At 40.8% G+C, this 22412-nt stretch carries 19 protein-coding genes; 16 read left to right on the forward strand and 3 right to left on the reverse strand.

Annotation, left to right across the window (positions count from 1 at the left end):
* Positions 1–7 precede the first annotated feature (7 nt).
* The 7 genes from AC1DSL_RS05940 to AC1DSL_RS05970 all read left to right on the forward strand — a co-directional run bounded on the left by AC1DSL_RS05940 (position 8) and on the right by AC1DSL_RS05970 (position 6522).
* On the forward strand, positions 8–1315 hold the full coding sequence (locus AC1DSL_RS05940; RefSeq protein WP_477531527.1) for a murein hydrolase activator EnvC family protein: 1308 nt from the start codon (positions 8–10) through the stop codon (positions 1313–1315).
* Between the two features lie 137 nt (positions 1316–1452).
* Complete coding sequence (locus AC1DSL_RS05945) at positions 1453–2106, forward strand: hypothetical protein (protein WP_477531528.1); 654 nt, start codon at positions 1453–1455, stop codon at positions 2104–2106.
* Positions 2103–2678 carry a redoxin domain-containing protein gene (locus tag AC1DSL_RS05950; protein WP_016428051.1) on the forward strand — a complete coding sequence of 192 codons (576 nt, stop codon included), beginning with the start codon at positions 2103–2105 and terminating at the stop codon, positions 2676–2678. Before AC1DSL_RS05945 ends, AC1DSL_RS05950 begins: the two co-directional genes overlap by 4 nt.
* A gap of 415 nt (positions 2679–3093) precedes the next feature.
* Entirely contained in the window at positions 3094–4527 is a 1434-nt protein-coding gene (locus tag AC1DSL_RS05955; protein WP_477531529.1) for a S41 family peptidase, read from the forward strand.
* Positions 4528–4608: 81 nt separating this feature from the next.
* On the forward strand, positions 4609–5778 hold the full coding sequence (locus AC1DSL_RS05960) for a PDZ domain-containing protein (RefSeq protein WP_477531530.1): 1170 nt from the start codon (positions 4609–4611) through the stop codon (positions 5776–5778).
* A gap of 10 nt (positions 5779–5788) precedes the next feature.
* Entirely contained in the window at positions 5789–6034 is a 246-nt protein-coding gene (locus AC1DSL_RS05965) for a CsbA family protein (protein WP_016428048.1), read from the forward strand.
* 251 nt (positions 6035–6285) lie between these two features.
* The gene (locus AC1DSL_RS05970) at positions 6286–6522 is read left to right on the forward strand and encodes a glutaredoxin family protein (RefSeq protein ID WP_477531531.1); all 237 of its coding nucleotides are present in this window, start codon (positions 6286–6288) and stop codon (positions 6520–6522) included.
* 135 nt (positions 6523–6657) lie between these two features.
* Here the strand turns inward: AC1DSL_RS05970 and AC1DSL_RS05975 are convergent, their stop codons facing one another.
* Both AC1DSL_RS05975 and AC1DSL_RS05980 read right to left on the reverse strand, forming a co-directional pair.
* Positions 6658–6966 (reverse strand): AzlD domain-containing protein, encoded by a 309-nt coding sequence (locus AC1DSL_RS05975; protein ID WP_016428046.1) that lies wholly within the window; start codon positions 6964–6966, stop codon positions 6658–6660.
* On the reverse strand, positions 6966–7652 hold the full coding sequence (locus tag AC1DSL_RS05980) for an AzlC family ABC transporter permease (protein WP_477531532.1): 687 nt from the start codon (positions 7650–7652) through the stop codon (positions 6966–6968). Before AC1DSL_RS05980 ends, AC1DSL_RS05975 begins: the two co-directional genes overlap by 1 nt.
* A gap of 76 nt (positions 7653–7728) precedes the next feature.
* Between AC1DSL_RS05980 and AC1DSL_RS05985 the strand changes: the two genes are divergently transcribed.
* From AC1DSL_RS05985 to AC1DSL_RS06025, 9 genes are all read left to right on the forward strand, one after another.
* Positions 7729–8286: a helix-turn-helix domain-containing protein gene (locus tag AC1DSL_RS05985; RefSeq protein ID WP_016428044.1), complete on the forward strand. Its 558-nt coding sequence runs from the start codon at positions 7729–7731 to the stop codon at positions 8284–8286.
* A gap of 58 nt (positions 8287–8344) precedes the next feature.
* Positions 8345–8983, forward strand: coding sequence for a TVP38/TMEM64 family protein (locus AC1DSL_RS05990; RefSeq protein WP_342542020.1), 639 nt, complete (start codon positions 8345–8347; stop codon positions 8981–8983).
* Entirely contained in the window at positions 8980–9552 is a 573-nt protein-coding gene (gene lepB, locus AC1DSL_RS05995) for a signal peptidase I (protein WP_016428042.1), read from the forward strand. Before AC1DSL_RS05990 ends, lepB begins: the two co-directional genes overlap by 4 nt.
* Positions 9553–9648: 96 nt before the next feature.
* Positions 9649–13143 carry a helicase-exonuclease AddAB subunit AddB gene (gene addB / locus AC1DSL_RS06000; protein WP_477531533.1) on the forward strand — a complete coding sequence of 1165 codons (3495 nt, stop codon included), beginning with the start codon at positions 9649–9651 and terminating at the stop codon, positions 13141–13143.
* Positions 13127–16855, forward strand: coding sequence for a helicase-exonuclease AddAB subunit AddA (addA, locus tag AC1DSL_RS06005; protein ID WP_477531534.1), 3729 nt, complete (start codon positions 13127–13129; stop codon positions 16853–16855). The genes addB and addA overlap by 17 nt, the downstream gene beginning before the upstream one ends.
* Positions 16852–18021, forward strand: coding sequence for a DUF418 domain-containing protein (locus AC1DSL_RS06010; RefSeq protein ID WP_477531535.1), 1170 nt, complete (start codon positions 16852–16854; stop codon positions 18019–18021). Before addA ends, AC1DSL_RS06010 begins: the two co-directional genes overlap by 4 nt.
* A gap of 63 nt (positions 18022–18084) precedes the next feature.
* On the forward strand, positions 18085–18987 hold the full coding sequence (locus AC1DSL_RS06015; RefSeq protein WP_477531536.1) for a fumarylacetoacetate hydrolase family protein: 903 nt from the start codon (positions 18085–18087) through the stop codon (positions 18985–18987).
* 295 nt (positions 18988–19282) lie between these two features.
* Positions 19283–19654 carry a YisL family protein gene (locus AC1DSL_RS06020; protein WP_342542016.1) on the forward strand — a complete coding sequence of 124 codons (372 nt, stop codon included), beginning with the start codon at positions 19283–19285 and terminating at the stop codon, positions 19652–19654.
* A 252-nt stretch (positions 19655–19906) separates the two neighbouring features.
* Positions 19907–21364: an alpha-amylase family glycosyl hydrolase gene (locus AC1DSL_RS06025; protein ID WP_477531537.1), complete on the forward strand. Its 1458-nt coding sequence runs from the start codon at positions 19907–19909 to the stop codon at positions 21362–21364.
* Between the two features lie 319 nt (positions 21365–21683).
* On the opposite strand, the gene AC1DSL_RS06030 is transcribed toward AC1DSL_RS06025, so the two are convergent.
* Positions 21684–22190 carry a GNAT family N-acetyltransferase gene (locus AC1DSL_RS06030; protein ID WP_477531538.1) on the reverse strand — a complete coding sequence of 169 codons (507 nt, stop codon included), beginning with the start codon at positions 22188–22190 and terminating at the stop codon, positions 21684–21686.
* Positions 22191–22412: the final 222 nt, after the last annotated feature.

Genomic DNA, 22412 nt, shown 5'->3' on the forward strand with positions numbered 1-22412 from the left:
GCAGAACATGAGAAAGAAACAATCTAAATGGATGGCAGTTTCCATTGCAACAGTATTGGGGTGTTCATTATTTATGACACAACCTGCGGATGCATTGGCTAACTCCTTGAACGATTTGAAAAATGAACAGAAACAATTGGATCATAAAAAATCACAATTGAATTCGACTATTAATCAGAAAAAAGGCGATATTTCAGAAAATCAATCGGACCAAGAAAAATTGCTTGCTCAAATTCAAKCTCTCGATAGCAAAATTATTGAGACAAATAGCGAAATAGATCGTGTGCTTGGAGACATTAAACGCACGAACTTAGAAATTGAAAAATTGCATGAAAGTATTACGGTTTTAGAAAAGAAAATCGCTGATCGTGACGAGTTAATTAAAGAGCGTCTTCGCTCCGTTCAGGAAAGTGGCGGTTCCGTCAATTATCTTGATGTGTTACTTGGAGCTAGTAGTTTCTCAGATTTCATTGACCGTTTCTCAGCTGTAAATACGCTAATGGATGCAGACCGCAAGATTTTGGAAGAACAGGCTGCAGATAAAAAGTCATTGGAAGCGCAGAAATCTTCGGTTGAAGAAAAATTGGCTCAACAAAAGACAAGCCGTGATAAATTAGTAAGTCTTAAAGCAAATCTTGATTCCCAAAAAGCTTCAAAAGGTAGATTAGTAGACCAACTAGAAGCGGAACAAGGAAAATTAATCCAACAAAAGAATTCACTTGAAAAAGAATATTCTGAAACACTCGAAATCAGTAAAGCGGTAGAGAGTAAAATAGTAGCTGAACAAGAGAGATTAATCGAAGTTGCACGTCAAGCTGAAATCGCACGCAAGAAAAAAGATGCTGCTGAACGCAATAAACATAATTCTTCAAATTCAAATGGAACACCTCCACCAGTAGTATCTTCTGGTGATTGGACACGCCCTGCTGCAGGACGTTTCTCTTCCACTTTCGGTGGTCGTAATATCGGATCAGGCGCGGAATTCCATTACGGCAGTGACATTGCAAACAGCATCGGTACACCGATTGTCTCAGCAGCGGATGGCATTGTTTCCCATGCAGGGCCAATGGGAACATACGGAAATGTAATTATGGTTACACATTCTATTAATGGTCAAATTTTCACGACTGTCTACGCGCATTTAAGTGGATACAATGTAAGTTCAGGTCAATCAGTCTCTAAAGGACAAATGATAGGTAGAATGGGAAATACTGGTCGTTCGACTGGACCTCATTTACATTTTGAAGTTCATGAAGGACCTTGGAATAGTGAACGTTCAAATGCGGTCAATCCGATTCGTTATGTATCATTCTAAAGTAAGTCAATTGAGCTCACTCTCAGGTAAACTGAGTGTGAGCTTTTTTATTGACGTTCACAAGCATATTTCTCCACATATTAAGTAGTTTGATATACGATATAGGGTATATTTGGAATGTCTTGAGGAGTTGAAAAGTGTTGCCGGTAACGGATTGGTTTATTATCAAGTCTCTAACAATTCCTTCATCGTGGATAGCAATACTTTTGGCGTTATTTATTACGGGAATCGTATTAAGGATGAAATTTGGGAAAGATACAGTAGATTGGTTTTCGGATGCAGCAATACTCTTTTTAATTGTATGGAAATTTAGTGTAGTGTTTACTGATTTTGATATGATTGTTAAATACCCACTTGGGATTCTTTATTTCAATGGGGGTGAAACCGGCTTCTACATTGCATTGGTTATAGCACTTAGTCGTTTAGTATGGCAAATAAGAAGCAGAGGTTTGCCTGAACGCGAGTTTGGCGCGATGCTTATTGGGTTCGTTTTGTTGCAATCTTTGTATCAATTCCTTATGGTTGTTATGAATGAAGCGGAAATTTGGCAGAAACTGATGACAATTTTTATTTTTACTGGAATGACTACCTTAACCTGGAAGAAAGCATTTGCATCAAATGTTTGGAGATTACAATTGCTTACTCTCTTTTTATTTACACATATCCTTGCGGCCGTTTTACAGCCTGAAGGTGTGTTCCAAAGTCCGCTGATGGTCACGGTACTATTCGTGATTTGCGGTTTTACCGTTTCTATATTTTTGAATAAACAACAAATGGAGGAGAACAAATGACCAAAAAAGTATTTGGACTCGTGATACTTGCTGTTCTTATAACGATTGTCATCGCGACGATGGTGAAAAATAACATCGATGAGGCAAAGTCCTTTGAAAATGAACAATTAGGTATCGAAATGACAGGTGTTGCTGCATCCGAAGGATTGAATAAAGGCGATACAGCACCAGATTTTGAATTAACAACACTTGATGGGAAAAAAGTGAAGCTCTCTGACTATCAAGGGAAAAAAGTAATCGTTAATTTCTGGGCGACGTGGTGTCCTCCTTGTAAGGCAGAAATGCCTCATATGCAAAATTACTATGAAGATTTCGCAGAAGAAGAAAATGTGGAAATATTAGCTGTCAATCTAACAAGCGGAGACAGTGAAGAGAAAGTGAACGATTTTGTACGGGACTACGGGCTGACTTTTCCGATTCCTATGGATACTGAAGGTGCCGTTGGTCAAACCTTTGAAGCCATCACTATACCTACTTCATATATGATTGATACTAAAGGCCGCATTCAGAACAAGATTGTAGGACCGATGGATGACCAAATGATTAAAGATTTTGTGTCTAATTTAGAATAAAAATGCTCTGTTAATAGGTATGGATGTTTATCGTACATTTGCGCTTGCCGCACGTTCCGCCATGAGACCCACAAGTATGAAAAACATACTTGTGGGTCTCATTTTTCAAAAGTACTGCTCCTGCGGTTACTCGTCGCAAAGAATAAGGCTGCTCCTGCGGTTACTCGTCGCAAAGAATAAGGCTGCTCCTGCGGTTACTCGTCGCAAAATACAATTTTGTGTCAACGCCTTCGTGACCAACATCCTGTTGGCCCGAGGAGGCTTGCCAGTTCTTCCGTGGAAAGGCACAGATTCCTTCTTTCTTAAAATCAACATTGAAAAATAACATAGCCAATAAAAATAAATCTGGCTTATTCTTGTCCTATCGTCACCTATTCGTTCATACACTGAAACGAAGAAAGTAGGGGGCGATTTTTTGAGACGAAGCAGGGTTTTTTTGTTTGGTTTTTTAGTGATTTTGATTCTTCTATTCCTCATTTTTTGGGCGCCTTTTAAAAAGGACAAGGTGGCAAGTGTACCAATCAGCCAACTGTCACCGATAGATCAGGCTTATGAACGTATCTTGGCAAGTTCTGTTCATCCCGTCGAGGGGAAACAATTGATTGAAGGTGCTTTACGGGGAATGGCAGATACACTTGGAGATCCTTATAGCAAATACATGACCAAAGAGGAAGCAAAGGCTCACCGTGAATCCTTATCGGACGAACGCGTGGGAATAGGGCTGGAGATTGTAGAAAATAAAGGTCGATTTATAGTTGTGACACCGATGAAAGAATCACCTGCTGAAAAAGCAGGAGTTAAACCGTATGACGAAATTGTAAGAGTAGATGGGAAGCGAGTAGAGGGAAAAAGCTTATCTGATTTGCTGTCGGCCATAAAAGGAAAAAAAGGAACCAATGTCTCATTAACGGTCTTCAGAGAAACGGAAGATCGACACGTAGAATTAAAGATGACTAGAACCGCACTTCAGATACAAACGGTGACTAGTGAGATAATTGAACAAGATAGTTCTTCGATTGGCTATGTAAGCATCTCTATGTTTGGTGAAAAAACAGCAGAAGAATGGGAAACGCAAACCCGCACACTCGTAACACAGGGGATTGATGGATTATTGATAGACGTGCGTGGTAATCCCGGAGGATATTTACATAGTGTAGAACAAGTAATTGGCACCATGTTGAAAAGCGGGCAAATCTTTGCTTACATGCAAGATTCAAAAGGAGCACTCGAGCCATTGGCCGTAAAATCAACAAATGAAGATGACTATACAAAAGTTATGAAAAAGATTCCGATTGTATTATTGCAGAACGAGGGTAGCGCCTCTGCAAGTGAAGTGTTGAGTGGTGCTTTAAAATCCAACCAACGGGCACTAATCGCCGGTTCCAAGAGTTTTGGAAAAGGCACCGTGCAAGAAACATGGGAGTTAACAAATGGGGGAGAAATGAAGTTATCTTCGCACAAATGGTTAACACCTAAACAGCAGTGGATTCATGGAACTGGGATTAAGGCGGATTTTGAAGTGAAAGCAAGCGAACTTTACCAGCTCGAACCCCTTCCGATTAGTGGAACTTATCAAGTAGGAGATTTTAATGTAGATGTACAGTATGGGCAAAAGGTATTGAAGGCATTAGGATTCCCTGTAACAAGAGTCGATGGCTATTTCGATGAAGATACAGCAAGAGCCGTGAAATCTTTCAAGGAACAAAAGAAACTTAAGGCAGAAGCGAAAATGGATATCGTTTTTTATAAAGAAGTCAGAGAGACCATCATGACCTATAAATCAAGCAAGAAACATGATAATCAGCTTCAGATGTCTCTAGGCTATTTATTCCACTCTATTCAAAAGTAGAAAAAACCTATACGCATTCCATCAACGGTTTGTTACAATGGAAAGAAATGCACGAACCGTTGATTGGGTGGTGATTCGTAAATGTGGCAAGAAATTGGACTAGAATTGATTAAGGGGATTGGAAAATTATTTATTAATCCATTATTTTATGTAGCAATCTGTTTTGCGGTGCTTCTAGGATACGTACGCGTAAAGAGGGAACGACGTTCATTTCGTACACGGATTCTTTGGGGTTGGACAGAGGTTAAGAGAATGTTCACGGATATATGGATGTATGCACTGATTTTATCCTTACTCAGTACAGGTATTGGTCTGACGCTTACGACAGATTGGGTGGTAACGTTCAGTTTGATCAGTGCGATTATTGTCGTACTTTTTATGTATCAGATTGGATCACCCGTCATTTCTGCAGCGCTTGCAACTTCCGCATTGTGGATTGGCTATAAAATGAATACTAGTTTTTCAATTTTGAATTTCGAATGGGTCGGGGATCGCAATTGGATTGAACTGTCTTTGCCTGTCAGTCTGTTAATGGGGGCAGCGGTAATTGCAGAGGGGTTGCTAATCCGAAAAACAGGTGCTGAATCGGCATCTCCTATATTGGAAAAATCGGCACGTGGTTTGACATCTGCCAGTTATTTATCAAAACGATTGTGGATGTTGCCTGTATTGGGCATTGTACCTGGAAGTGTAGTACCGGATTTCATGACTTATTGGCCACAATTTACATTTGGAAATGAAACGTTTGCTTTTGTGTTATTTCCAATTGTAATCGGGTTCCAGCAAAAAGCACGCAGGACACTCCCTGTGAATTTATATCCGAAGTTAGGTAAAGCCGTCATCACTGTTGGGATGGCCACAATAGGTTTATCACTCATCGCTTATTGGCTACCAGTTGTCGCAGCTATTAGTTTAGCTCTAGGTGCTTTTGCAAGAATAGGGGTATGGATGTATTTTGCGATAAAGGAAAGACAAGGCAATTACGCCGTTTCTCCACAAGATTCAGGCGTGATGATTGCAGGCGTATTACCGGAATCTCCAGCGGATAAGATGGGACTTGTCATTGGTGAATGTATCCGCAGGGTTAACGGGCAGACGGTCACGAATGAACGGGAATTATATGAAGCGATTCAAATAAATGCTGCACATTGCCGACTTGAAGTATTGGATCATCAAGGTGAAGTCAGATTAAGACAACATGTTATTTATCGTCACGATCATCATCGACTCGGTTTATTGGTTGTAAGATAGGAGAGCAATAATGGAATCAATGTTTACAAAAATACTATTTGCATTATTTTTACCAGGACTGCTCGTCGTACTGTTTACAAGAATCACATTTTCACATATCGTTGCTTTAATTTTAACCGTAGCTCTTATAACCGCCTCCGTCTATGTCGGGTATACGCATACATGGCTGTTATTTATTGTTGATGCATTATCATTGACAATCGGATTTTGGTACGCGACACGTATGATGGAACGAGGAAAAAGACAGGATGATTAACAAAACGTCTTTACACTTATGTGTAGAGACGTTTTTTTTGTGGGAAACATTGTGAATACTAATTATTTGAACTTGTAGACCCCTAGTAGTATATTGTAAATAAAATGTGGATTTTCATAAAAACTGGAGGGAAATTAAATGTATTTTCAATCTCATTTTTTATGATAAATTAGCAAGACAAGCGAAAATATTAAACATTTAACTGGCAATTATGTTGCTTATAAAAAAGCATAATATCGGAGGTATACAAAATGAAACCACAAATTACTGTTTATTCAACCAACACATGTCCATATTGCGACATGATGAAAAGTTTCCTGAAACAAAATGAAATGGAGTTCACGGAAGTGAATGTTCAAGCAAATCCTATAGCAGCACAAAAATTAGTGGAAACAACTGGGCAAATGGGAGTTCCACAAACAAATATTAACGGTCAATGGGTTTTGGGATTCGATCCGGATCGAGTTCTGGAACTTGTAAAAGCTTAAAAAGGGGATTTGTTAAGGGACTGCCTAGTTTATCTTACATTTGCTCTAGCCGAACATATAATGAATTGAAGTATAATAAAAAGCGAATAGCTATGATGCTATTCGTTTTTTGTCATATAATCCAAGTATATTACATCAACCTATCAAACCATATATCGCCAGAACAGCAATGGACCCCATGACAACGATAATTACATTCGCTCCAGCAAATGCTAGTGTAAAAGCGGCAAGTGCACCAATAAGCCCGAATAACATATTTCCTTCCTGTACAAACAGCATAGCGGGAAAGATCAGTGCGCCCAAAACAGCGTAAGGAATATTACGCAGTATTCCGCTGACAATGGGAGGCAATTCTCGGCCTTCCAGAAATGTTAGTGGAAATGCGCGTGGTATATAGGTGACCACAGCCATTCCAAGTAACATCCACCAGTACGATTTTTCCATTAACTTGCACTTCCTTTCTTCGCATACAGCATTTCAACCAAAATGGCTGAACCGAGCGTCGCTACTAAAATGGACCATCCTGTTGAAAAGAGGCCGCTCCAATACAAAGCACTGTGAATCACAGCACCGAAGAAAGCCAGCAGGATCACTTTACGGTTACCTTTCATGGATGGAACGAGCAGTCCGACAAACATTGCGTATAAAGCAATCGACATTGCTGCTTGAAGGAACTCGGGTAAATTGGCACCAATGACATGACCTATAGCAGTGAAGACAACCCAGCTGCCGTAAGAAATCAGAATGACACCGGCTGCAAAAGGAGTCCGGATTTTGTCGGCTTTATTTGTTGCTAATACGGAGAACGTTTCATCCGTTACCCCAAACGCATATATGGCTTTTTTCCAACGTGCATCAGGTTGCATCTTTTCATTTAATGAGGCCGTCATAAGAAAGTGTCGGATATTGACAACAAACGTATTAAGAACAATTAAGATAGGGTCTACACCTGTTGATAATAAAGTTAACGATATGTATTGTGCAGCACCAGCAAAAACGAATATACTCATGGCTGTTGCTTCCCACATAGACAACCCGGTTGTTTTTGCTAGTAATCCAAAGGTTAATGCGATAGGAAAGTAGCCAATGGCAATGCTTAACCCAGCTCTTATTCCATTCATAAATGTCATTGGTCGAATTCCTCCCGCTTCAAAGTTTAATATATTATACATCTGTATGGTAAAGTAAACAATAAGAGGTGAAGAGATGGAACAGATGAGACGTAATTTAGGCCTACAATTAAAAATGATTCGACAACAACGCGGGATGAGTTTAGATGATATCGCCAAACTGACGGATGTAAGTAAAGCACAATTGGCGCAAATGGAAAAAGGTGAATCCAATCCTACGGTTTCTACCATTTGGAAAATTGCAGACGGACTTAAAATCAGCTTCTCATCTTTATTGCAACCACCGAGGCTGAATGCAAAAAAAATATCACCTACAGATATTCCTTTTTTAACAGAAGACGAAGGCCGTTACCGTGTATTTTCCATTATTCCGTATGATCCAAAACGGGGCTGGGAGTTTTATCGGATTGAAATGGATCCTTTATGTTCTTATGAAAGTGCCCCTCACCTGAAAGGTGTCGAGGAATCGCTTACAATAGTAGATGGACAACTGAAAGTCATCCTTGAAAGTGAACAAGTTGATTTACTAAAAGGAGACACACTTGTTTTTTCCGGAAATCAGACACATCGGTATGTGAATAATAGCGAAGAAACGACGGTCATTCATTTAATCATCCATTATCAGTATGTTTGATGTTGGCAGTCGACGGGGAAACTGAAGGATAACTATAATTTTTTTGAGGATGAGGAACATGTTCGATTGGTTAACAACTGAAAATTTATTGGAACTAACAAGGGACTATCGTTCACTGGGACCTCTCATTGGCTTCCTGTTACCATTTTTAGAAGCATTTTTACCGTTTTTACCCCTATTTGTATTCGTTTTTGCAAATGCTAGCGCATATGGTTTATGGATAGGGTTTTTATTATCGTGGGCGGGGACAGTTGTGGGTTCATATTTAGTTTTCTTACTGGTTCGAAAATATGGACGGGCGCGCTTTCTTCGTTTCATGACCAAACACGAGCGTGTTCAAAAATTAATCCATTGGGTTGAGACCCATGGTTTCGCTCCATTATTTTTGCTGTTATGTTTTCCTTTTACCCCGTCAGCATTAGTCAATTTGGTAGCAGGATTGTCTAACATGAAAAAGAATTCTTATTTATGGACATTGTTGGCTGGGAAATTTGTGATGATTTTGACAATCAGCTTCATCGGTTATGATATCAAAGCCCTAATTACACAGCCGATACGGACTGCTATTGTCATTGGCGTTATCATTTTGCTTTGGTTCATCGGAAAACAAATTGAACGTAGATTGAATGCACGGGTGGAAGCTAACTTTTTATTGGTTCAAAAAGAACGACAGGAAGGGAAGGGGCCAACGGTTTGACTTCAATGAAAAAAGAGGCATGGGAATGGTTAAAAGCGATTGTCATCGGAGTAATGATCATTGTCATCATTCGTTCATTTCTTATCACGAATTATGCCGTCTCTGGCCATTCGATGGAGCCTACACTCCACAATTTGGATAAAGTACTAGTGAGTAAAATTTCGTATTCCGTTGGTGATATTGATCGTCTGGATGTTTTGGTTTTTCATTCCGCTGACAATGAAGATTTTGTAAAACGAGTCATTGGAATACCAGGAGATGTCCTCACGTACAAGAACGACAAGCTCTTTATCAACAACCAAAGAGTGGAAGAACCGTATTTGCAGTCATATGATGCCTATCAAAACCCCGACGACCGATTAACAGAGAACTTTACGCTTGAAGGAATCACTGGGGCAGTACGTATTCCCCCTGATTCGTATTTTGTTCTTGGTGATAATCGCAGACAAAGTTTGGACAGTCGTTATTTTCAATTCGTCAACAAAGAAGATATCGTTGGAAAAGTAGTCGCAAGGTACTGGCCACTTGAATCAGCAACAATGAATTTCTCAGGTGAAAATCCCGAATAATTTCCCCCTCTTGCAGTAGTTCGGTACAATAGAGGGAAGGAAAATATTCGGGATTTTGTTTGTTTTTTATACATGATTTAATAGGGGGGCATGGATGTGTCATTACGATTAATTACCGGACGAGCTGGTGTAGGGAAATCTGAATTCATGCGGCATGAAGTAACTGAAAATGCCATGAGTAATCCACTGGGTGCGCCTATATTTTTTGTGGTACCTGACCAAATGTCCTTTTCCACTGAATTTGCACTYTCAGCAATGGATCATTCAAAAGGAATCATCCGTACACAAGTCACTACATTCAAACGACTGGCTTGGCGTGTATTACAGGAAACAGGAGGGATAAGCCGTCAGGAAATCAGTGGATTCGGCTACCGCATGTTAATCCGCCGATTGCTTGAAGAACACAAGGAAGAGTTCTCTCTTTTTAAGCAAGCCGCCAATAAACGAGGATTTACTAACCAGATGGAAATGTTGTTAAAGGAGTTCACCCGATACTGCCTTGACGGTACAACTTTAATTTCTCTTGAGGAATCTCTTAAACAACTGAATGCCCCGCGCACTTTACAAGATAAGTCACATGACTTGACGGTTTTGTTGCGTGCTTTGGAGGAACGGCTTGGAACTGCTTATATTGACAGCGAAGGTTACTATGCTTTGCTGTCCAAGCAAATTGTTCAATCGGAATTAATTGCTGAGGCGGACGTTTATATTGATGGTTTTGTGACGATGACAACCCGGGAATACGAAATTATCGGTGAACTGATTAAACATGCGAAACGCGTCACCATTGCACTGCCTTTGGATGATGAAAGCCTTGATTTGATGGATGAGCAGTCATTATTCCACAGTGCCGCTAAGACTGCAGAACGTTTAAAGGAAGTGGCACGTACTGAATCCATAGCAATTGAACCTTCAATCCATTTAAACGAAAACAAGCGTTTTATGACAAATGAGATTAAACATATTGAAGCGAACTTACATAGTTATCCCGTACCATCCATTGACGATCATAATCATGTACTTGTGGTGGAAGCGGACAGTAGAAGGGCAGAAATTCACGCAGTTGCAAGACGTATCCGAAGTCTTGTTCGTGACGATCAGCTTCGCTATCGTGATGTTGCGATTTTATATCGCCAACCCGAAGTGTACGATGAATTGATTGAAACCACATTTGCTCAATACGATATTCCTGTATTCATCAATCGGAAAAAGGCCATGCTTCATCATCCATTGGTCGAATTCAGTCGTTCTGTTTTTGAAGCAGTTTTAAATGATTTTCAATATGAGCCAATGTTCAGGGCCATCAAAACGGATTTGTTCTTCCCGCTACAAGCAAATAAAAGAGTATGGCGAGAACGCGCAGATCGTTTAGAGAATTTCGTGATTTCACAAGGGATTTACGGCGAACGCTGGACGGATGAACGACGCTGGCTCGTGAAAAAATACCGTGGACTTGAATTCCATTCAAAAGTTCAAACAGATGAAGAACGTGCTATCCAAGCTGACATAACCGCAGTGAAGAACATCGTTTTGACCCCTCTTCAGGAGTTTAGACGGAAAATAGAGGCATGCGGGACAGGAAGAGACGTCGCACAGGCACTATTTGAATTAATCGAAGAATTACAGATTTACGATAAGCTGCAAGTATTAAAAGATGAGGAAAATGAACAGGGGCGTCTTTTGCTAGCTACCGAGCATGACCAGGCCTGGTCACAGTGGGTAGATGTACTGGATCAATTTGTGTTGATGTTTGGTGATGAAAAACTGACGCCTAAAGAAAGCTTGCTACTATTGGAAGAAGGTTTTGACACGTTGGAGTTCTCCCGCATTCCACCGTCACTCGATCAAGTAACCGTAGCAACGGTTGATTTATCCCGATTGTCCGATATTCGGGCAGCATTTGTCATTGGCGTCAATGACGGGGTATTTCCAAAACGACTCGAACAGGAAGGGTTGCTTTCGGATACCGAGCGGGAATGGTTTATGCAAATTGGCTTTGAGCTGGCTCCGACGTCCAAAATGCGTCTGATGGACGAATCTTATATGGCGTACCGAGCGGTGACAACAGCTTCCGAAAAACTGTTTGTGTCATACGCTGTTGCGGATGAAGAAGGGAAAGCACTGCTTCCTTCGACATTCATCAAACGATTGCAACAATTGTTGCCGAAAATCGAAGTGGAACTGGCTGTCATTGATCCGGCTGTTTTGAAAGACAGTACAGATTACTATATCCAACATCCTCGGGCAACTTTGCCGTACCTTGCCACTAAATTAAAACAAGCGGTTGTTGAAGAAAATCTGGAGGAAGAATGGCAGGCGGTTGCTTCCTATTATGAAAATGATCCATTTTGGCATAGCGTTTTCGAACGGATTATTCGACCACTGACGAATCCAATAATCGCAGAGCGTCTGGACCGTGAAACGACCAATGCCTTGTATGGGGATACGTTTACATCTAGTGTGTCACGTGTCGAGAAATATTACAGTTGTCCTTTTGCACATTTCGCAACGTATGGTTTGCGCTTGGAAGAACGCGCAGAATATTTACTAGAAGCCCCGGCCATCGGAGATTTATTCCATGCCGCTTTGAAATGGATTTCTGACGAAACGAAGCGATTGGGGTTAACTTGGGCACAGCTTTCAACTACTCAGGCTTGGGAACTGGCGAGACAAGCAGTAGAAGAAATTTCGCCATTTTTTGTCCATCAAATTTTACTCAGCACAAAAAGATATACCTATATTCAACGTAAACTCGTCCAGATTTTGCAACGCACCATGACGACTTTACGGGATCATGCCAGTGTCTCTACTTTTGTTCCAATCGCGATAGAAACTGGTTTTGGTCCTGGAGAAGAATTGCCCACATTGGAAATCCCATTGAAAAATGGTCACGCCATGAAAATGCGTGGTCGTATAGACCGCGTGGACGCAGCTGTTGTGGATGGCCAACCATTTGTGCGAATCGTTGATTACAAATCGTCCGCCAAAGGACTCGATTTAAATGATGTGTATTATGGAATTTCCCTACAGATGCTTACGTACTTGGATGTGGCTGTCAGCAACTCGGCAATTTGGTTAGGTGAAGATGCCAGTCCGGCAGGTGTTTTATATATGCATGTTCATAATCCAATGTTGAAATTGGCTAAAGAGCTTTCTGACATGGACCTTGCGGAAGAAGTATTTAAGAAATATAAAATGCGCGGTTTATTGATAGACGATGCCAACGTCTTAAGCAAAATGGATACGGAAATAGCGGGCACTTCAAAAGTAATACCAGCCCGTATCAATAAAGACGGCTCCATATCCAAATCTTTTTCGAAAGTTGTGTCCACACAGGACATGGCGAATTTGCGGACATTTGTACGTAAAAAGCATCAGCAAGCCGGAGATGGGATGCTCGCTGGCGATACACGGGTACTGCCCTACAGGATGAAGGATAAAACAGCATGCGACTATTGTAATTTCCGTAGTGTATGTCAGTTTGATCCTACAGATCCTGACCAGCACTATCGTAAACTGTCGGTAGGTACACCAGAAGAAGTCACGCAACGAATTAAAGAGGAGGTCTCACCTGATGCTGATACCGATTAAACCACAAGATGTTACATGGACTGACGCTCAGTGGCGCGCCATTTTTGCAGAAGGACGTGACATACTCGTTTCAGCAGCAGCTGGCTCAGGAAAAACGGCTGTCCTGATTGAACGTCTAATCCAAAAGATGATTCGTGAAGATAATCCGATTGATGTGGATGAGCTTCTCGTTGTGACATTTACCAATGCATCGGCGGCCGAAATGCGACACCGGATGGCGGAAGCGCTGGAAAAAGCGCTTGTGAAAAATCCGAATTCCAGTCATTTAAGAAGACAATTGAGTCTATTGAATAAAGCGCAAATCTCGACACTTCACTCTTTTTGTTTATCCATCGTTAAGCAGTACGCTTACATCCTCGATTTGGATCCTGGATTCAGACTGGCAAACGAAGCGGAAGCAGCCCTAATTCGTGATGATGTATTGGCTGCGATATTGGAGTCGGCGCATAAAGCGGAAAATCCGGAATCGCTGTACAGACTTGTTGACAGTTTCACGACAGACCGGGACGATCAAATGATTGAAACGTTGATTGATAAATTATATGACACAGCAAGTGTACATCCGGAACCGAAGAAATGGTTACAGTCAATCCCACAAAGCTATAATGTGCCTGACGATATGGTAATCGATGATCTGCCTTTTATCGAAGCACTTAAACTGACCATCCAGCATGCTATGGAAGAAGCGTATGCGATGACGGAAGAGATTCGTCAATATGCGTTGCTGCCGGCAGGTCCAGCTCCTTACGGGACCACAGTGGAACAAGATCAACTCGTAATTGCAGAAGCAATTCGTCGTATTTCCACACAATCGTGGCAGTCGACTTTTGACTTTTTCCAAACGTTGAAATTTGCGACGGCTGCCCGTATCCCGAAAGATACGTTCGACGACGAACTCGTTCAAAAAGCGAAAGATAAACGTGATCAATTGAAGAAACGCGTCAATGGTGTGAAAGAAGCCTATTTCACACGAACACCAGCAAGATTATTGCAGGAAATGAGAATGATGCACCCTCTGCTAGTAACATTGGTGGAACTGACATTAACTTATGGTGACCAATATCGTTTGGCAAAAAGTGAGCGAGGGTTAGTCGATTTCTCGGATTTGGAGCATTTTGCCTTGCAAATATTGACGGAAGAAGAAGATGGCCAACTTGTTCCTTCAAGCACGGCACAGGACATCATGATGCAGTACAAAGAAGTTCTGGTGGATGAATATCAGGATACAAACCGTTTGCAAGAAACCATTTTACAGATTGTCAAAACCGGTACGGAAGCAAATGGCAATATGTTCATGGTAGGTGACGTCAAACAATCGATTTATCGTTTCCGCTTGGCTGAACCGATGTTGTTCCTGGAGAAGTACTTGAAGTTTACGACAGAAGCACAACATACAGGTGTGAAAATCGATTTGAATGCCAACTTCCGAAGTCGCGCGGAAGTTTTGGATGCAACCAATTTTATATTTTCTCAAATCATGGGGAAACGAGTTGGGGAAATTGATTACGATGAAGCGGCAGCCTTAAAAGCAGGAGCTCCGTATCCGGATCAGCCATCTGCAGTAGAGCTTACGATTCTGTCTCAGCAAACGGAAGATGTCGATGAAGCTGCGAGTGAAGACGAAGAAATCAATGAAGAAATCTTAGAAATTGACGAGTTGAAAAAATCCCAGTGGGAAGCTCGCTATATCATCCGAAAAATTCGCTCATTAATGGATCAGAAAACGATGGTCGTCGATGCGTGGACAAAAAAAGAACGTCCACTTGAATACCGGGATATAGTGATCCTGACGAGATCTATGACTTGGTCAGCTGATCTAACGGAAGAATTCAAGCAGGCGGGCATTCCGTTATATGCTAACCTTTCAAAAGGTTATTTTGATGCGCTTGAAGTGATGATTATGTTGAATACCCTGCGTATTGTCGATAATCCATATCAGGATATTCCCCTGGCTTCGGTGCTAAGGGCACCATTTGTCGGGTTAACAGAAGCAGAGCTTTCCCATATCCGTCTTTCCGCTCCTAAAGAACCATTTTATGAAGCGCTTAAAAACTTCGTCCGAATGGGTGGCAGTGGCATCGCTTCCGAAACAGCTGAAAAGCTGCAGCGATTCTTCCTTCATTATGAAGAATGGCGTGATTTGGCACGACGGGGATCATTGGCAGACTTAATATGGCGAATTTATATGGATACCCACTATTACGAAATGGTCGGCGCCATGCCAGGAGGAAAACAAAGACAAGCGAACTTGCGTGCGTTGCATGACCGTGCACTGTCTTATGAAAAATCGTCCTTCCGTGGACTTTTCCGCTTTTTGCGATTTATCGACCGAATGAAAAAGCGTGGAGACGACTTGGGAACAGCACGTGCAATGAGTGAAAAAGAAAACGTCGTCCGTTTAATGACAATCCATTCTTCCAAGGGACTTGAATTTCCTTATGTGTTCATTGCCGGTCTTGGCCGTGACTTCAATCAAATGGATTTCAATGAACTGTATTTATTTGATCAGACGTTCGGTTTGGCTGTAAAAGCAGTGGATCCGGATAAACGAATTTCCTTTACATCACTGCCATTTTTGGCCATGAAAGAAAAGAAACAGCTGGAGCTGAAGTCGGAAGAAATGCGGGTTTTATACGTAGCGATGACACGAGCAAAGGAAAAGTTAATGCTCGTCGGGACTGTTAAGGATGCACAAAAATCGATTGACAAGTGGCAGGATATTGCCGCTTCCAGTGGTGATATGTTACCGGAGTATGTACGTTCACGTGCGAAGGGGTTCCTGGATTGGATTGGTCCTGCCGTCGCTAGACATCATGACTTCGCGTTGTGGCAAGGACAGGTGGATTCAGATGCATTGCAACATCCATCAAAATGGTCGTTTGAAACGATTCATGTAGAAGAATTACGACAGGTCATTGCAATCGAGACTACTTCAGAGCCGTCTGATGCCACGAAGCAAAAAGGAATTTCCCCGGAAATAATGAGTGAAGTGGAACGTCGATTCAATACAGTCTATATTCACGAGCGTTCAACCGTCAAACGTTCCAAGCAATCGGTAAGTGAACTGAAACGAATTGATCAACTGCGAAAAGAAGAAGAACCCGAATTTTTCAGGACGAAAGAAGTTCAGCAAGCCATTACCAGTGTTCATAAACGACCTGCTTTTCTACAACAAGGGGAGCACAAACTGACAAGTGCAGAAATTGGTACAGCGATGCATACGGCCATGCAGCATCTCGATTTCAATTTACAGCCTGGCAAGGAAATGATTGAATCCTTTATTCAACTGCTTGCAGATCGTCAGTTGTTGACTACAAATGAAGCAAAAGCCATAAAAGTGAATGCCATCGAAAACTTCCTGCAATCACCGCTTGTGGACAGATTGCGTCATGCTTCCGAAGTCCTGCGTGAAGTACCTTTTACGTATGGTATGAAAGACGAGGATGGGGACATTCAAATTTTGCAGGGTATCGCAGATTGCTTATTCCAGGAAGAAGATGGACAGTGGGTATTACTCGACTATAAAACCGATCGAATTAGAGGTGTTTTCCATAACGAGACTTCGATTTTGCGGGAAATGCAGCATCGCTATGGTTTACAGCTGTCGCTGTATCAAAAAGCTATAGAAAATATTCTTTCCATCACCATCAAGGAAAAAATATTGTATTTGTTTGACTCGAATCAAATCTTTGTATTGGAGGATTTAAGGTGAATTTAAGACCTACAGAATTACAGGAACGGGTCGTTGCAATCGATATGATGCGCGGCTTCTCACTCCTAGGGATTTTTATCGTCAATATGCTGGCGTTTCATACTCCCTATTACTACATAAATCCGTACACTTGGTATACAGATCTGAGTGATAAAGAAACGTTTCAATGGATAGATATAGTGTTACAAGGAAGTGTATATCCTTTATTWTCCATGCTATTTGGCTATGGATTGATGATGCAATTCCTTAAATCAAAGCAACGAGGAGGATCTTTCCTACCACTTGCAATACGCAGGTTAAGCGTATTATTGATCATCGGAATTCTACATGCTTTCCTAATTTGGTCAGGTGACATATTGATCACATATGCACTGAGCGGGTTTATTGTCATTTTGTTGTTGCGACTTTCAAGTGGCTGGTTACTTGGAATTGCGCTTCCTCTTTATCTCATACCGAACTTAGGTTTCTCGTTTTTACTTTATTACGCAGCGCAAACTGGCCAAGAATTTTATGCCGGTGTACAGGAGATTGAATCTTCTATCCTGGCATTTGGTTCTGGAAGCTGGACTGATATTTTCATTCAGCGGGCAGCCGATTGGAGCTATGCCAATATTGAGTCGGGGACCATATTATTAATAGGTATAACGATTTTCCCTTACATGCTGATTGGTGCTGCGGCGGCTAAAGCGAAATTGATTGAACGCACATCAGAGAAGAAGATATTTTGGATTGGATTGACGGTACTATCATTGGGAGTGGGGTATTTCATCAAGTTCTTGCCTTTCACAAAAGAAGCGGACTTTTTCACAATGTATGTCCAAGATATATTTGGAGGTCCCTTGGTCGCTATTGGCTATGCAGGACTGATTGCACTGTTATGTCAATTAACTGTCTTCCGTAAGCTCTTCTCGCCTGTTGCTAAAGTTGGAAGAATGTCCATGACGACATATTTAACACAATCAGTCATTGCCACCACCATCTTTTATTCTTATGGGTTTGGCTTGTATGGCAAAGTGGATGTACTGACAGGTACTTGGCTCGCTGTCGGAATATTTATCGTCCAAATAATATTCGCAGAAATCTGGTTATCCAAGTTTAAGCAAGGACCGATTGAAATGCTCTGGAAAAGAGCGACGTATGGAAAATTAAATAAAAAAAATCGATGAAAAATTTGTCGAAGTATCGTAGACTGAATTAAACAAAAATTAATTCAGAGGGAGTGTCAGTGTATGAAAATCGTTTCTTTTCGCTATGAAGGTCAAATTCGTTTCGGTCCCAAGGTGAAGAAAGAAGAAGCCGTATGGGACGTGGTGGCGATACAACAGACGTTCCAAGTGTTGCCCGATTTCCCTCAGAACATTGTTGATGGAATTGAAAAAGGAATGGATTTTGTTGAGCAGATGCGTAAGCTCACAGATGCTGCTCTGAATTCTGAAGAGCCGAATCAATTCAAACGACCATTTTCAAGTATCGAATGGCTATCTCCGATTCCACGAACGCCGAAAAACATTTTTGGTGTGGGCCGAAACTATGCAGAGCATGCAAAAGAAATGGGTTCAGAAGCTGCACCAGAACATTTGATGATCTTCACAAAATCACCGACAACAATTGCAGCAGACGGAGAATCACTTTCAGTACATTCAGATACCACTTCTTCATATGACTATGAAGGTGAACTGGCCGTTGTGATCAGTAAAAAAGGAGAAAATATTCCTAAAAAACTTGCGTATGATCATGTGTTTGGCTATACAATCGCAAACGACTTAACAGCGCGTGATTTACAGAAGAAACACCAGCAATTTTTCCTTGGCAAAAGCTTGAAAGGATCTTGTCCGATGGGTCCATATTTGGTGACGAAAGACGAGTTACCAAATCCACAAAATCTATCCATTGTGACAAAAGTGAATGACGAAGTACGCCAAAATGGACATACAGATGATATGATTTTTTCTGTAGAAGAATTGATTGCACAAATTTCTGCATTGGTAACACTTGAACCTGGAGATGTAATTTTGACAGGAACTCCTTCTGGTGTGGGAAAAGGCTTTAATCCCCCAAAATTTTTGGTAGCCGGTGATACAGTGAAGGTGTCTGTTGAAGGAATTGGCACATTGGTAAACCAATTTGAATAAAGATTTATTTAGGCTTTGTAACATCATGTTATTGAATAAGAGAATCTTCGTGACTCCTGCTGAAAAATGGATTGCCAAAACTCTTCAGTGAGAATAAACGAACGAAATGCAATTTTGTGGCAACACCTTCGTGACCAACATCCTGTTGGCCAGAGGTGGCTTGTCAGTTCGTCCGCGGAAAGGGAGCAGAGATTCACACTTTTTTTATAAATTGAAACTAGTAGGTTAAAAAGTTTATTAGTCAGCGAGATATGATACGATAGAATTGAACGATTAATTAGATGAGGTGACGATTTTGGATTTTTTAGCTAACACGCACTTACACATTACAGCTTGGGTACTAGGTATTATCTTGTTCTTTGTCTCTGTTTTACTTAAGACAGGCAAAGGACAAAAAATCACACATATGGTGTTACGTTTAGTTTACGTATTCATCATTTTGACAGGTGTGGCATTGTTCATGGTTGGCATGGATTCCGATATGGGCATGCTTTATGGATTTAAGTTCCTTGGTGGAATTTTAGTCATCGGCATGATGGAAATGATTTTGGTTCGTATGAAAAAACAAAAACCAACAACGATGTTTTGGGTATTATTGTTCGTGTTCTTGTTTATCACAATGTTCCTAGGGTTCTCATTACCATTAGGCAGCAGCTTTTTAGCATAAACAAAGGAAGAAACCACTTTACTTCATTTATTTGGAGTGAAGTGGTTTTTTTATTGCGTGATTTGAAGGGCAGTGGATGGTTAGGTGGAAAAAAAACTTAGTTGGAATCGGACACTTACCAGGTTCCTTGAGGTATCCATGTTATTTTTCACAGTTTTGACGTAAATACTACTTAAATCTTTGCTAATCATGGCGTGGCAATGTTCCGTTTGATAAAATAACGTAGGAAGATTCGTTAGAGGAGGACCTCAATTGAAAATAGATAAATGGATTCGTGCAACAATTGCAGCAACATTACTTATGGGTTTGATTGCCCCGTTAACTACACAGGCGGCATCAAAACAATCCATTGAAAACGAAAGTATATACGACTTACTAGTCGACCGCTATTTCAATAAAACAATTGAAAATGATTTTGAAGTTGATGCGAGGGAGCCCAGTGCATTTGCAGGTGGCGATTTCGAAGGTGTGGCGGAAAAATTGGATCACATCCAAAAGATGGGCTTTACGATGGTGTCTTTAGGACCCGTCTTTTCAACAGAGACATATGACGGGAAACGTGTCATGGATTACGGGCAACTAGAACGTCATTTTGGGACATCCGAAGAGCTTACAGCTTTGATCAAAAAAGCGCATAAAAACAACATGAGCGTCATGATTGATTTCCCGCTTCAAAATGTAAGTGCGAAGCACGTTTGGGCAAAAGATAAGGACAAGGCTTCCTGGGTACAATCCAATGAAGATGGAACGATCTCATGGGATTTAACAAATGAAGATGCACAAAAAGCGATTGAACAGGCAGCGCTTGATTTTGTAAAAAAATATAAAGTAGATGCCGTGCGATTGACTGAAATTGAAGGAATCGATTCTGCGTTTTTAAATTCATTGATCGAGAGCCTTAAAAAAGACAATGAACATTTATCTGTGCTCAGTTCCGAATCTAGTGAAGCTAAATTCGATGCCACAGTAGTAAGTGGACAAGAAGATATGTATCGAAACATTTTCAAAAATGTAGATTTAGATTCAAAGGCATTGGAAGAAATATCGACTGAAAATCCAGTCATCCATCAAATTGATACGATCAATTCAAAACGATTCACCGCCAATGCGGCCGAAGAAAATATGTTTCCGCCTACACGTTGGAAAATGGCAATGGCTACTTTATTGTCAATGCCCGGTATACCAATGATGACTTACGGTTCGGAGATTGCAGTAAACGGAGAGAAGCCTCCAGCTTCTCACCCGATTATGGACTTTAAGACTGATGAAGAATTGATTGAATATATTGGAGATGTACAATCGCTTCGAAATGATTCAGCAGCATTTCGGACAGGTTCAATGGAAATGTTATATAACGAAGCCGGCTTGATGGTGTATGAACGTTCGAATGATGAGGAAACTTGGATTGTCGCCATCAACAATACAGGTGGTACTCAAAGCTTTGATATCCCACGAGAAGTGGTTGGCGATAATAAACAACTTCGTGGTTTAATTGAAGGGGATATTTTACGACAAAGAGATGATGGAAACTATCGTCTGGTAGTGGACAGAGAAATTGCCGAATTTTATCAAGTAACTGATGATAAAGGAATCAATAAAGGGTATTTAGCAGCTCTTGTTTTAGTCTACATTCTATTCATGTTCTTCATTTATCTTGTTTGGCGCAAAGGTAAGCAACGAAAATTAGATGAAAAGAAAAATATAGGATAGTTGTAATTCTATTGCATGGGGACTGTATACCACCAGCAGCAAAATCGTGTACCCAATGATCAAGCCGGTTTTCCTATTAAATGGAATAACCGGCTTTATTATAAGAGAGCCCTCGCTTCACCAAGCGAAAGTTTTTTCTATTCTTTTGCTTTTGTCCAATGGTTCTAAAAGAACATATTTATGTATAAACAGAAAGCATAACATCACTATCGTCTTATAATACTTCTAAAGAGGATAAGCTTATTCCAGCGGTATTGAATCCAACAAGATTGATTTTTCGTTTTTATTTTGATTGGTTTTCATCGGAAAAATCAAGTTCCTATCGTTCTTCTATTAATTGCTCTCCAGTCCATTCTTCATTTGGTTTTTCTTCGGTCAGCCTAAAATTATACTTTTTGTAAAGATATCGAGCGGTGTTGAGCGTGCTTACCGTCCATAAGAACACATGCTGATAATTTTGTGCCTTACAGAAATTAAGAGCATGCTCCATTAGTTTCTTTCCTAAGCCCATTCCTTGAAAGTTTTCATCTAAAACAAACCATCTTAGCTGTGCTACGTTTTCACTCGACTTAGTAATTGCAATCGAACCAACGATTTCACCATTCACTTCAGCAACCCATAGCTCTCCACCATCCGTATCGATCATAAATTCAGTTAAACCTTTCATGACGTAATATTCAAAGATTCGTCCGAATTTATATGTCTTGGCATATAACCTTCCATGTAGGTGGGCGACATATCCAATATCTCCGGGTTGAAATGGATGAATGGAGACAACCAGTGAGGAATCATTTTCATTTGAATAAATAGATTCGATTGATTCCATAGATTGGACTAGCTCTGACAGATGTTTCGCATAGCAATATTCCTCGAAAAACAAAAATCGCTTGAGACAACTTACAGTCCCAAGCGATTTTTTCAATTTCATTAAGAATGGATTCTACTGAAATATTAATTCTTTCAATAATCGCAATGTCTTGCTCCTGAGGTTACTCGTCGCAAAGGGAACCTTTCAAGCGCCGGCGTCGAGCTAAAGTGACGCTTTTCG

The sequence above is a fragment of the Paenisporosarcina sp. P4_D4 genome, from assembly GCF_056401835.1.

What these genes read in the sequence shown, in the direction of transcription:
- AC1DSL_RS05960 (WP_477531530.1), top strand. Translation starts at nt 4,609, where the DNA reads ATGTGGCAAGAAATTGGACTAGAATTGATTAAGGGGATTGGAAAATTA.
- AC1DSL_RS06015 (WP_477531536.1), top strand. Translation starts at nt 18,085, where the DNA reads ATGAAAATCGTTTCTTTTCGCTATGAAGGTCAAATTCGTTTCGGTCCC.
- AC1DSL_RS05980 (WP_477531532.1), bottom strand. Translation starts at nt 7,652, where the DNA reads ATGACATTTATGAATGGAATAAGAGCTGGGTTAAGCATTGCCATTGGC.
- AC1DSL_RS05990 (WP_342542020.1), top strand. Translation starts at nt 8,345, where the DNA reads ATGTTCGATTGGTTAACAACTGAAAATTTATTGGAACTAACAAGGGAC.
- AC1DSL_RS05985 (WP_016428044.1), top strand. Translation starts at nt 7,729, where the DNA reads ATGGAACAGATGAGACGTAATTTAGGCCTACAATTAAAAATGATTCGA.
- addA (WP_477531534.1), top strand. Translation starts at nt 13,127, where the DNA reads ATGCTGATACCGATTAAACCACAAGATGTTACATGGACTGACGCTCAG.
- AC1DSL_RS05970 (WP_477531531.1), top strand. Translation starts at nt 6,286, where the DNA reads ATGAAACCACAAATTACTGTTTATTCAACCAACACATGTCCATATTGC.
- AC1DSL_RS05950 (WP_016428051.1), top strand. Translation starts at nt 2,103, where the DNA reads ATGACCAAAAAAGTATTTGGACTCGTGATACTTGCTGTTCTTATAACG.
- AC1DSL_RS06030 (WP_477531538.1), bottom strand. Translation starts at nt 22,190, where the DNA reads ATGGAATCAATCGAATCTATTTATTCAAATGAAAATGATTCCTCACTG.
- AC1DSL_RS05975 (WP_016428046.1), bottom strand. Translation starts at nt 6,966, where the DNA reads ATGGAAAAATCGTACTGGTGGATGTTACTTGGAATGGCTGTGGTCACC.
- AC1DSL_RS05965 (WP_016428048.1), top strand. Translation starts at nt 5,789, where the DNA reads ATGGAATCAATGTTTACAAAAATACTATTTGCATTATTTTTACCAGGA.